Raw genomic sequence first — 12,279 nt, 5'->3', positions numbered from 1 at the left:
GCGAAGAATCCAGCACAATCCATGAAGGTGTGAAATTCCCCTCCACTCAGATGGCAAATGGCCTACGCTGTGCTTGTCTGGGTTGATTCAAAGTCTTATCTGCTCTGCGACAGGGACTAAATGAAGGGAAATCGCACACAAGAAGCGCCTAGGTTGGCAGGTATCATCTGGCCCTTCATCGCCGTTGTCGTGTTCCAGGTGTTGCTGGGTAGCCTCAGCCTTTATGCGTTGTCGGCGGTACGTGCCTACGTCGCCGGTGAAAGCCTTTGGTCCAAGGCGCAGAAAGACGCCATCTATTACCTCAACCTGTATGCCGATGACCGCGACGAGCGTACCTATCAGCGCTATCGCCAGGTCATGACCGTGCCCCAGGGCGACCACGAACTGCGTGAACTGCTCGACCAGGCCAGCCCGGACCTGCAAGGCGCCCGTCAGGCTGTGCTGCAGGGGGGCAACCACCCGGACGATGTCGACCGGATCATCTGGTTCTACCGTAATTTTCGCCAGGTCAGCTATATGCAGACGGCGATCGATTACTGGAACATCGGCGATGATTACCTGATCAAGCTCGATATGCTGGCCAGCGACATGCACGCGGGTTTTGCTGCGGGGCAGGTCAGCGCTGCCCAGCTCGATGACTGGAAAGCCCGCATCGTCGCGATCAACGAAGGCGTCACGCCGGCCGCCAAGGCCTTCAGCGATGCGTTGGGCGAAGGCTCGCGGATGCTGCTGCGGGTGCTGCTGGTCACCAACCTGCTGACTGCGCTGTTCCTCATCACCTTTGCCTGGCGCCGTTCGAGCAAGCTGCTGGCCCAGCGCCAGGCCTTCGCCAATGCCCTGCGGGAGGAGAAGGAGCGGGCGCAGATCACCCTCGAGGCGATTGGTGATGCGGTGATCACCGCCGATGTCGAGGGTAATATCGGCTACATGAACCCGGCTGCCGAGCAGTTGACCCACTGGCAGTCCGGGCAGGCCCTGGGGCTGCCGTTGGGGGCGTTGTTCAGCCTGCTCGACGAGCAGCAGGAGGGCGAAGGCAGCACGCTGGTCGAGCAGGTGCTCAGCGGCAGCCTCAAGGGCGGTGCTGAGCATGCCCGACTGATCCAGCGCCTGGATGGCAGCACGGTCTCGGTCAACCTGGTCGGTTCGCCGATCATCAACAACGACCAGGTGGCGGGCATCGTGCTGGTGCTGCACGACATGACCCAAGAGCGCCAGTACATCGCCAACCTGTCCTGGCAAGCCACCCATGACGCCTTGACCGGCCTGGCCAACCGTCGCGAATTCGAATACCGCCTGGAACAGGCGCTCAACAGCCTGGTGCGCCAGGCCGGGCGGCATTCGCTGATGTTCCTCGACCTCGACCAGTTCAAGCTGGTCAACGACACCAGTGGCCATGCAGCGGGTGACGAGCTGCTCAGGCACATTTGCGCGGTGCTGCAGTCAGGGCTGCGCGAAGGTGACACCTTGGCGCGCCTGGGCGGCGATGAATTTGGTGTGCTGCTGGAGAATTGCCCGCCCGAACAGTCCGAGCGCATCGCCGAGAACTTGCGCCAGGCCGTGCAGAGCCTGCACTTCGTGTGGAAGGGCAGGCCGTTCGTGACCACCGTCAGTATCGGCCTGGTGCACATCGCGCAGGTGCCGGGCACGCTGGAGGCCTCGTTGCGAGCTGCCGACATGGCCTGCTACATGGCCAAGGAAAAGGGCCGTAACCGGGTACAGGTGTACCACGCCGACGACAGTGAACTGTCCATGCGCTTTGGCGAGATGGCCTGGATCCAGCGCCTGCACGTGGCCCTGGAGGAGAACCGCTTCTGCCTCTATTGCCAGGAAATCGCCGCGCTGAAAGACATCGAGGGGCCGGGCCATATCGAGATACTGCTGCGCCTGCATGACGAAAGCGGTCGCACCATCCTTCCCGACAGTTTCATCCCGGCCGCCGAGCGCTATGGCCTGATGACGGCGCTGGACCGCTGGGTGGTGCGCAACGTGTTCCAGGTCATCCGCCAATGCCTGGATGAAGGGCGGGAGGGGCCGTTGGCGATGTGCGCGATCAACCTTTCGGGGACGAGCATCGGCGACGACAAGTTCCTCGAGTATCTGCAGCGGTTGTTCGTCGAATATGCCATTCCGCCGCGCATGGTCTGCTTCGAGATCACCGAGACCAGCGCCATCGCCAACCTGGGCAGCGCAATCCGCTTCATCAATGAATTGAAGGGGCTGGGTTGCAAGTTCTCCCTGGATGACTTCTGCGCCGGGATGTCGTCATTTGCCTATTTGAAACATTTACCGGTCGACTTCTTGAAGATCGACGGAAGTTTTGTCAAAGATATGCTCGACGACCCGGTCAATCGTGCCATGGTCGAGGTGATCAATCACATCGGCCACGTCATGGGCAAGCGGACCATCGCCGAGTTCGTCGAAACACCGTTGATCGAGCAGGCCTTGCAGGAGATCGGCGTGGATTACGCCCAGGGCTATCTGATTGAACGACCGCAGGTGTTCACCTGCGACAGTCTGCAGCGCCAACGGATTGCTGCGCGGCCCTTGCTGCATCGGGCGCCAGGTACTTTTCGCTGAACACGTCCGCCAAATCACAAGGATCAAGGAGCTGAAAAGTGATTGATGCATTCGTACGTATCGGGCCCTTGATGGACCCGGCCAGCTACCCCCAGTGGGCCCAGCAACTGATCGAAGATTGCCGCGAAAGCAAGCGACGGGTGGTCGAACATGAGTTCTACCAGCGTCTGCGCGATGGCCAGCTGCGCCAGTCGACCATTCGCCAGTACCTGATCGGTGGCTGGCCGGTGGTCGAGCAGTTTTCCTTGTACATGGCCCATAACCTGACCAAGACCCGCTATGCCCGCCACCCTGGCGAAGACATGGCGCGGCGTTGGCTGATGCGTAACATCCGCGTCGAGCTCAACCATGCCGACTACTGGGTCAACTGGTGCCAGGCCCATGGCGTGCACCTGCACGAGCTGCAGGCGCAGGATGTACCGCCAGAACTGAACGGGCTGAACGACTGGTGCTGGCGGGTGTGCACCACCGAGTCGCTGGCGATTGCCATGGCGGCGACCAATTATGCGATCGAAGGGGCGACGGGCGAGTGGTCGGCGGTGGTCTGCGCTGCAGACACCTACGCCATGGGGTTCCCGGAAGATCAGCGCAAGCGGGCGATGAAGTGGTTGAAGATGCATGCCCAGTACGACGACGCGCACCCTTGGGAGGCGCTGGAGATCATCTGCACGCTGGCGGGCGAGAACCCGACCCTGGGGCTGCGCACCGAACTGCGCAAGGCCATCTGCAAGAGCTATGACTGCATGTACCTGTTCCTGGAACGGTGCATGCAACTGGAAGGGCGCCAGCAAGGGCGCCTGCGCCCGGCCTTGGCTGCTGGCTGAAATTTCTGGGGCCGCTTTGCGGCCCTTTCGCGACACAAGGCCGCTCCTACACCGGATCGCATTCCCCTGTAGGAGCGGCCTTGTGTCGCGAAAGGGCTGCAAGGCAGCCCTGGCAATCTCGAGCCTTACTGCGCGTTGAGCGCCTGCCCGTTCACATCTTTGCTATCCGGCCCCATCAGGTACAGATAGACCGGCATGATCTCTTCCGGCAGCGGGTTGTTCTGCGGGTTCTCGCTCGGATACGCCTGGGCCCGCATCGCCGTGCGCGTAGCGCCGGGGTTGATGCTGTTGGAGCGCACTGGTGCCACGCCTTCCAGTTCGTCGGCCAGGGTCTGCATCAGCCCTTCGGTGGCGAACTTCGACACCCCGTAGGCACCCCAGTAGGCCCGGCCCTTGCGCCCGACGCTGCTCGAGGTGAACACCACCGAGGCATCTTCAGACAACTTGAGCAGTGGCAACAAGGTGCTGGTGAGCATGAAGGTGGCGTCGACGTTGATGTGCATCACGCGCATGAAATTGTCGCCCGACAGCTGCTCCAGCGGCGTGCGCGGGCCGATGATCGAGGCGTTGTTGAGCAGGCCGTCGAGGCGGCCGAACTGCTCTTCGATCATTACCGCCAGCTCGTCGTACTGATGGGGCAGGGCGGTTTCCAGGTTGAATGGGATCACCACGGGCTGCGGGTGGCCGGCGGCCTCGATCTGGTCATAGACCTCGTTGAGGTTGGCCTCGGTCTTGCCCAGCAGCAGCACGGTAGCGCCCACGGCGGCATAGGCCTTGGCAGCAGCGGCGCCGATGCCGCGGCCGGCGCCGGTGACCAGGATGACGCGGCCGGCGAGCAGGCCGGGGCGGGCAGTGTAGTCGAACATTGAATATTCCCTGTGATCGTGAGGGCGAATGCGATCCCTGTGGGAGCGGGCGTGTCGAGGCGTCGAACCGCCGCGAACACGGGCGTAGCCCGTGCCAGGCACCGGGGTGTCTGCTTCGCGGGCTTGCCCGCTCCCACAGGGTCAGCCGTCAGTCGTCATGGATCAACAGCCGCACAGGGCGCTGTCGATCACCTTGCGCAGTTCCAGCGGGTGGTCCACCACCACATCGGCGCCCCAGTTGTTCGGGTTGTCCTCTGGATGAATATAGCCGTAGCGCACCGCCGCCGTGCGGGTGCCGGCGTCGCGGCCGGACTCGATGTCGCGCAGGTCGTCGCCGACGAACAGCACGCTGGCCGGGTCCAGGTCCAGCGTCTTGCACGCGAGGATCAGCGGCTCCGGGTCGGGTTTGCTGTTCTTCACGTGGTCCGGGCAGATCAGCAGGGCCGAACGCTCGGCCAGGCCCAGTTGCTGCATGATCGGCTCGGCGAAGCGCACCGGTTTGTTGGTCACCACGCCCCACAGCAGGTTGCCCTTTTCGATGTCGGCCAGCAGCTCGCCCATGCCGTCGAACAGCTTGCTGTGCACGGCGCAGTCACGCTGGTAGCGCTCGAGGAACTCCAGGCGCAGGGCCTCGAAGCCTTCGGCCTCGGGGTCCATGGCGAAGGTGGCCGCAACCATGGCGCGGGCGCCGCCGGAAATCACGTCGCGGATCCGTTGGTCATCGATGGCCGGCAGGCCGCGCTCGGCGAGCATGGCCTGGCAAATGGCGATGAAGTCCGGCGCCGTGTCGAGCAGGGTGCCGTCCATGTCGAAGAGTACTGCTCGCAAACGCATGGTCATTCCTCGCGCAGGGTCTGGATCATGTAGTTGACGTCAACGTCGCTGCTGAGCTTGTAGTGCTTGGTCAGCGGGTTGTAGGTCAGGCCGATGATGTCCTTGACCTCGAGGCCGGCGACACGGCTCCACGCGCCGAGCTCGGACGGGCGGATGAACTTCTTGAAGTCGTGGGTGCCGCGCGGCAGCATCTTGAGGATGTACTCGGCGCCGACGATGGCCAGCAGGTAGGCCTTCGGGTTGCGGTTGATGGTCGAGAAGAACACCTGGCCACCGGGCTTGACCATGCGGTGGCAGGCGCGGATTACCGACGACGGGTCGGGTACGTGCTCGAGCATTTCCAGGCAGGTGACCACGTCGAACTGCTCGGGCATTTCTTCGGCCAGGGCTTCGGCGGTGATCTGCCGGTATTCGACCTCGACGCCCGATTCCAGCTGGTGCAGCTGGGCGACCGCCAGGGGGGCCTCACCCATGTCGATGCCGGTGACGGTGGCGCCGCGCAAGGCCATGGCCTCGCTGAGGATGCCACCGCCGCAGCCAACGTCCAGCACCTTCTTGCCCGCCAGGCCGACGCGCTCGTCGATCCAGTTGACGCGCAGCGGGTTGATGTCGTGCAGCGGCTTGAACTCGCTTTCGCGGTCCCACCAGCGGTGGGCCAAGGCTTCGAACTTGGCGATTTCGGCGTGGTCGACGTTGCTCATTGAACAATCCTCTGGAACTTGCACTTCAAATGGGGCGCAGTATACCCGAGCGTCTGCGGCCGAGGGTCGCTATAATCGCCGGCTTTTGATATCCGAACGACGGGGAGAGGCAATGCGCGAGCGACTTTTGGCGGCGGAGAAGGTGACCGGGATGCGCTGGCAAGGCGGCGCCCTGCACCTGCTCGACCAGCGCCTGCTGCCGTCGGAAGAACGCTGGCTGACCTGCGACAATGTCGCGCAGGTGGCGGCGGCGATCCGCGACATGGCTGTGCGTGGCGCCGCTGCCATCGGCATTGCCGCTGCCTATGGCCTGGTCCTGGCCCTGGAAGAGCGCCTGGCCCAGGGGGGCGACTGGGAAATGGACCTGGAAGAGGACTTCCTCAGCCTGGCCGAAGCCCGGCCCACCGCGGCCAACCTGTTCTGGGCGCTGAACCGCATGCGTGAGCGACTGCTGCGGGTGCGTGGCGCCGAAGACGTGCTGGCCGCGCTGGAAGCCGAAGCGATCGCCATCCATGAAAGTGACCGCGAAGCCAACCTGACCATGGCCCAGCACGGTATCGAGCTGATCCGTCGCCATCAGGGCAACGAGCAGACCTTGCTGACCTACGGCAACGCCGGCGCCCTGGCCAGTGGTGGTATCGGTACGGCCCTGGGGGTGATTCGCGCCGGTTATCTGGAGGGGATGGTCGAGCGGGTGTACGCCGGGGAGACACGCCCTTGGCTGCAGGGCTCGCGCCTGACCGCCTGGGAGCTGGCCAAGGAGGGCATCCCGGTGACGCTGTGTGCCGACTCGGCGCTGGCCCACCTGATGAAGACCAAGGGCATCACCTGGGTGGTGGTCGGCGCCGACTGCATTGCCGCCAATGGCGATGTGGCGAGCAAGATCGGCACTTACCAGCTGGCCGTCAGTGCCATGCACCACGGCGTGCGCTTCATGGTGGTGGCGCCGAGCACCAGCATCGACCTCAACCTGGCCACCGGTGAGGATATTCCGCTTGAGGAGCGTGAGGCCGATGAGTTGCTGGACTACGCCGGCACCCGTGTGGCACCGCCGGTTGAGGCGTTCAACCCGGTATTCGACGTGACCCCGGCCGACCTGATCGACGTGATCGTCACCGAGCGCGGCATCGTCGAGCGGCCGGATACCGCCAAGCTGGCCCAACTGATGTGTCGCAAGCGGTTGCATTGATCATTCCCTGTACCGGCCTCTTCGCGGGCTCGCCCGCTCCCACAGGGAGGTGCGGTCCTCTGTGGCAGCGGGCGAGCCCGCGAAGAGGCCGGCACGGGCAACGAAAATCCTCGGCCTGAGGCCACCTGCCATATCTCCCCACCGCCCCGCCTTTGTGATAACATCCGGCAGTTTCCAGGACCGCCCAAGAAGGCGGCCTTCATTGCGCAGATCCATGCAACAACTCATTGATTTGTCGTAAGTCGTCGCACCCCTATGCGTTGCGGCGGCGAGCTTCGTTCGGCCCTTGATGGAGCTGCGAAGTTTCACCAGAAAAAGGAATCAGGCTTCTCATGGGCGAACTGGCCAAAGAAATCCTCCCGGTCAATATCGAAGACGAACTGAGACAGTCTTACCTCGACTACGCGATGAGCGTGATTGTCGGGCGAGCGCTGCCCGATGCGCGTGATGGCTTGAAGCCCGTGCATCGTCGCGTTCTCTATGCGATGAGCGAACTGGGCAACGACTGGAACAAGCCGTACAAGAAATCCGCCCGTGTGGTCGGTGACGTGATCGGTAAGTACCACCCGCACGGCGACACTGCGGTCTACGACACCATCGTGCGTATGGCCCAGCCGTTCTCGCTGCGCTACCTGCTGGTCGACGGCCAGGGCAACTTCGGTTCGGTCGACGGCGACAACGCCGCCGCCATGCGATACACCGAAGTGCGCATGACCAAGCTGGCCCACGAGCTGCTGGCCGACCTGCACAAAGAGACCGTCGACTGGGTGCCCAACTACGACGGCACCGAGCAGATCCCGGCAGTCATGCCGACCCGTATCCCCAACCTGCTGGTCAACGGTTCCAGCGGTATCGCCGTGGGTATGGCGACCAACATCCCGCCGCACAACCTCGGTGAAGTCATCGATGGTTGCCTGGCGCTGATCGACAACCCGGACGTCACCGTGGATGAGCTGATGCAGTTCATCCCCGGCCCGGACTTCCCGACTGCCGGTATCATCAACGGTCGCCAGGGCATCATCGAGGCCTACCGCACTGGCCGTGGCCGCATCTACATGCGCGCCCGCTCCGAGATCGAAGACATCGACAAGGTCGGTGGCCGCCAGCAGATCGTCATCACCGAGCTGCCATACCAGCTGAACAAGGCCCGCCTGATCGAGAAGATCGCCGAGCTGGTCAAAGAGAAGAAGATCGAAGGCATCACAGAGCTGCGCGATGAGTCCGACAAGGACGGCATGCGCATCGTCATCGAGCTGCGCCGCGGCGAGGTGCCGGAGGTGGTGCTCAACAACCTCTACCAGCAGACCCAGCTGCAGAGCGTGTTCGGCATCAACGTGGTCGCCCTGGTTGATGGTCGCCCGCGTCTGCTCAACCTCAAGGACCTGCTCGAAGCGTTCGTCCGTCACCGCCGCGAAGTGGTGACCCGCCGCACCGTGTTCGAGCTGCGCAAGGCCCGTGAACGCGGCCACATCCTTGAAGGCCAGGCGGTCGCGCTGTCCAACATCGACCCGGTGATTGCCCTGATCAAGGCCTCGCCGACGCCGTCCGAAGCCAAGGAAGCGCTGGTTTCCACGCCCTGGGAATCCAGTGCCGTGCAGGTCATGGTCGAGCGCGCCGGCGCCGATTCCTGCCGCCCTGAAGACCTGCCGGAGCAGTACGGCCTGCGTGAAGGCAAGTATTACCTGTCGCCGGAGCAGGCCCAGGCCATCCTCGACCTGCGCCTGCACCGCCTGACCGGTCTGGAACACGAGAAGCTGCTGGCCGAGTACCAGGAGATTCTCGAGCAGATCGGCGAGCTGATCCGCATCCTCAGCAGCGCCCAGCGCCTGATGGAAGTGATCCGCGAAGAACTCGAAGCGATCCGTGCCGAGTACGGCGATGCCCGTCGCACCGAAATCCTCGATGCCCGTCACGACCTCAACTACGGCGACATGATCCCGGAAGAAGAGCGCGTGGTGACCATCTCCCACGGCGGCTATGCCAAGACCCAGCCGCTGTCCGCCTACCAGGCCCAGCGCCGCGGCGGCAAGGGCAAGTCGGCCACCGGCGTGAAGGACGAGGACTACATCGAGCACCTGCTGGTCGCCAACAGCCACGCCACCCTGTTGCTGTTCTCCAGCAAGGGCAAGGTGTACTGGCTGAAGACCTACGACATCCCTGAAGCCTCGCGCGCTGCCCGTGGCCGCCCGCTGGTCAACCTGCTGCCGCTGGAAGAAGGTGAGCGCATCACCGCCATGCTGCAGATCGACCTCGAGGCCCTGCAGCAGAACGCCGACCCTGAAGAAGAGCTGGAAGACGGTGACGACGGTGTCATCGAGGGCGAAATCGTCGAGGCGGAAGAAATCGACGAAGAAGATGGCGACACCCCTGAATGGGTGGCCGAGCCGACTGGCGCCTACATCTTCATGGCCACTGCCTCCGGTACCGTCAAGAAGACCCCGCTGGCACAGTTCGCCCGCCCACGCTCCAGCGGCCTGATCGCCCTGAAGCTGAAGGAAGGCGACACCCTGATCGCTGCGGCAATCACCGACGGCGCCAAGGAAGTCATGATGTTCTCCGACGCCGGCAAGGTGATCCGCTTCGCCGAGAGCGTGGTTCGCGAAATGGGCCGTACCGCCCGTGGCGTACGGGGCATGAAGCTGGGCAAGGGCCAGCGGATCATTTCGATGCTGATCCCCGAATCCGGTGCGCAGATCCTCACCGCTTCCGAGCGTGGCTTCGGCAAGCGCACCCCGCTGTCCAAGTTCCCGCGTCGCGGGCGTGGCGGCCAGGGCGTGATCGCCATGGGCACCAAGGGGCGCAACGGCTTGCTGATCGGCGCCATCCAGGTGCAGGAAGGCGAGGAAATCATGCTGATTTCCGACCAGGGCACCCTGGTGCGTACGCGGGTCGGTGAAGTGTCGAGCCTGGGTCGTAACACCCAGGGTGTGACCCTGATCAAGCTGGCCACCGATGAAACGCTGGTGGGCCTGGAGCGTATCCAGGAGCCATCCGAGGACGAACTCGATGATGTGATCGAGACGGACGAAGAAGGCGTCGGGGCCGATGCTCCGGATGATGAAGCTGCAGGCGCCGAAGAGGCTCCGCAGGAATAAGCAAGCGTGAAACCCGAGCGGGGCGACCAAGGTCGCCCCGTTTGACTGTGTAGGAGCGAGCACAGCTCGCGATGCAGGCACCACGGTTCCTGCAGGATATGTAGCAACCGAATCAAGATTTTGTTCTATTTGGCAGAGCGAGAGTGGATGTGAGCAAACGAGCCTTTAACTTCTGCGCAGGCCCTGCCGCGCTTCCTGACGCTGTGTTGCAGCGCGCCCAGGCCGAGATGCTGGACTGGAACGGCAAGGGCTTGTCGGTGATGGAGATGAGCCATCGCAGCGACGATTACGTGGCCATCGCCGAAAAGGCCGAGCAGGACCTGCGTGACCTGCTGTCCGTCCCCTCGAACTACAAGGTGCTGTTCCTGCAGGGCGGTGCCAGCCAGCAGTTCGCGGAAATTCCGCTGAACCTGCTGCCGGAAAACGGCACTGCCGACTACGTCGAAACCGGTATCTGGTCGAAGAAGGCGATCGAGGAAGCGCGCCGCTTTGGCACCGTCAATGTTGCCGCCAGCGCCAAGCCGTACGATTACCTGGCCATTCCGGGCCAGAACGAGTGGAAGCTGACCAAGAACGCCGCTTACGTCCACTATGCGTCCAACGAGACCATCGGTGGCCTGCAGTTCGACTGGGTTCCGGAAACCGGCGACGTTCCGCTGGTGGTCGACATGTCTTCCGACATCCTCTCGCGCCCGATCGACGTTTCGCAGTACGGCATGATCTACGCCGGCGCGCAGAAGAACATCGGCCCGAGCGGGCTGGTGGTGGTGATCGTTCGTGAAGACCTGATCGGCCGCGCCCGCAGCAGCTGCCCGACCATGCTCGACTACAAGGTCGCAGCCGACAACGGCTCGATGTACAACACCCCGGCTACTTATTCCTGGTACCTCTCGGGCCTGGTGTTCGAATGGCTCAAGGAGCAGGGTGGCGTCGAGGCCATGGAGCAGCGCAACCGCGCCAAGAAGGACCGCCTGTACGGTTTCATCGACGCCAGCGAGTTCTACACCAACCCGATCAGCCACAACGCCCGTTCGTGGATGAACGTGCCGTTCCGCCTGGCTGACGAGCGCCTGGACAAGGCTTTCCTCGCCGGCGCCGACGCCCGTGGCCTGCTCAACCTCAAGGGCCACCGCTCGGTTGGCGGCATGCGTGCCTCGATCTACAACGCCCTGGGCCTGGAGGCGGTAGAAGGCCTGGTGGCCTACATGGCCGAATTCGAGAAGGAGCACGGCTGATGTCCGAACAGGAACTCAAAGCCCTGCGCGTACGTATCGACAGCCTTGACGAGAAGATCCTCGAGCTGATCAGCGATCGCGCCCGCTGCGCCGAAGAAGTGGCGCGGGTCAAGACTGCCTCCCTGGCGGAAGGCGAAAAGCCGGTGTTCTACCGCCCCGAGCGTGAGGCTGCGGTGCTCAAGCGCGTGATGGAGCGCAACAAGGGGCCGCTGGGCAACGAAGAGATGGCGCGTCTGTTCCGCGAAATCATGTCGTCCTGCCTGGCCCTGGAAGAGCCGCTCAAGGTCGCCTACCTCGGCCCTGAAGGCACCTTCACCCAGGCTGCGGCCATGAAGCATTTCGGCCATGCCGTGGTCAGCCGCCCGATGGCAGCCATCGACGAAGTGTTCCGTGAAGTGGCGGCCGGTGCCGTCAACTTCGGCGTGGTGCCGGTGGAAAACTCCACCGAGGGTGCGGTCAGCCACACCCTGGACAGCTTCCTCGAGCACGACATGGTGATCTGCGGCGAAGTCGAACTGCGCATCCATCATCACCTGCTGGTGGGCGAGAACACCAAGACCAACAGCATCACTCGCATCTACTCCCACGCCCAGTCCCTGGCCCAGTGCCGCAAGTGGCTGGACGCGCACTACCCGAATGTCGAGCGCGTGGCCGTTTCGAGCAACGCCGAGGCGGCCAAGCGGGTCAAGGGCGAGTGGAATTCGGCGGCGATCGCCGGCGATATGGCGGCCAACCTGTATGGCCTGACTCGCCTGGCCGAGAAGATCGAGGACCGCCCGGACAACTCCACGCGCTTCCTGATGATCGGTCAGCAAGAAGTGCCGCCGACCGGCGACGACAAGACCTCGATCATCGTCTCGATGAGCAACAAGCCAGGGGCGCTGCATGAACTGCTGGTGCCTTTCCACGAGAACGGCATCGACCTGACCCGTATCGAAACCCGTCCGTCGCGCAGCGG

The 12,279-nt window shown here is 63.5% G+C and carries 9 protein-coding genes; 6 read left to right on the top strand and 3 right to left on the bottom strand.

The window, feature by feature from the left end; genetic code table 11:
* The first annotated feature begins 120 nt into the window (after positions 1–120).
* Together APH33_RS22075 and APH33_RS22070 are read left to right on the top strand one after the other, a co-directional pair.
* Positions 121–2,577 (top strand): EAL domain-containing protein, encoded by a 2,457-nt coding sequence (locus APH33_RS22075; protein WP_054887177.1) that lies wholly within the window; start codon positions 121–123, stop codon positions 2,575–2,577.
* A 38-nt stretch (positions 2,578–2,615) separates the two neighbouring features.
* A complete protein-coding gene (locus APH33_RS22070; protein WP_054887176.1) occupies positions 2,616–3,401 on the top strand; it encodes a TenA family transcriptional regulator in 786 nt (261 codons plus the stop codon).
* 125 nt (positions 3,402–3,526) lie between these two features.
* On the opposite strand, the gene APH33_RS22065 is transcribed toward APH33_RS22070, so the two are convergent.
* The 3 genes from APH33_RS22065 to ubiG all read right to left on the bottom strand — a co-directional run bounded on the left by APH33_RS22065 (position 3,527) and on the right by ubiG (position 5,802).
* Positions 3,527–4,267, bottom strand: a complete 741-nt coding sequence (locus APH33_RS22065; RefSeq protein WP_054887175.1) for a YciK family oxidoreductase — start codon at positions 4,265–4,267, stop codon at positions 3,527–3,529.
* A gap of 162 nt (positions 4,268–4,429) precedes the next feature.
* A complete protein-coding gene (gene mupP, locus APH33_RS22060) occupies positions 4,430–5,101 on the bottom strand; it encodes an N-acetylmuramic acid 6-phosphate phosphatase MupP (RefSeq protein WP_054887174.1) in 672 nt (223 codons plus the stop codon).
* A gap of 2 nt (positions 5,102–5,103) precedes the next feature.
* Positions 5,104–5,802 carry a bifunctional 2-polyprenyl-6-hydroxyphenol methylase/3-demethylubiquinol 3-O-methyltransferase UbiG gene (gene ubiG, locus APH33_RS22055; protein WP_054887173.1) on the bottom strand — a complete coding sequence of 233 codons (699 nt, stop codon included), beginning with the start codon at positions 5,800–5,802 and terminating at the stop codon, positions 5,104–5,106.
* 112 nt (positions 5,803–5,914) lie between these two features.
* On the opposite strand from ubiG, the gene mtnA reads away from it, so the two are divergent.
* The 4 genes from mtnA to pheA form a co-directional block, all read left to right on the top strand.
* Positions 5,915–6,991 (top strand): S-methyl-5-thioribose-1-phosphate isomerase, encoded by a 1,077-nt coding sequence (gene mtnA / locus APH33_RS22050; protein ID WP_054887172.1) that lies wholly within the window; start codon positions 5,915–5,917, stop codon positions 6,989–6,991.
* A 332-nt stretch (positions 6,992–7,323) separates the two neighbouring features.
* Positions 7,324–10,086 carry a DNA gyrase subunit A gene (gyrA, locus tag APH33_RS22040; RefSeq protein ID WP_054887170.1) on the top strand — a complete coding sequence of 921 codons (2,763 nt, stop codon included), beginning with the start codon at positions 7,324–7,326 and terminating at the stop codon, positions 10,084–10,086.
* A gap of 149 nt (positions 10,087–10,235) precedes the next feature.
* The gene (serC, locus tag APH33_RS22035; RefSeq protein WP_054887178.1) at positions 10,236–11,321 is read left to right on the top strand and encodes a 3-phosphoserine/phosphohydroxythreonine transaminase; all 1,086 of its coding nucleotides are present in this window, start codon (positions 10,236–10,238) and stop codon (positions 11,319–11,321) included.
* On the top strand, positions 11,321–12,279 hold a 959-nt coding region (gene pheA / locus APH33_RS22030; RefSeq protein ID WP_054887169.1), incomplete at its 3' end, for a prephenate dehydratase. The genes serC and pheA, both read left to right, overlap by 1 nt.

Origin of the sequence: Pseudomonas sp. NBRC 111130, assembly GCF_001320485.1 — a bacterium.
Taxonomy (GTDB): domain Bacteria; phylum Pseudomonadota; class Gammaproteobacteria; order Pseudomonadales; family Pseudomonadaceae; genus Aquipseudomonas; species Aquipseudomonas vlassakiae.
The sequence above is the reverse complement of the archived record's forward strand: the minus strand, read 5'-3'. Positions and strand labels throughout refer to the sequence as shown.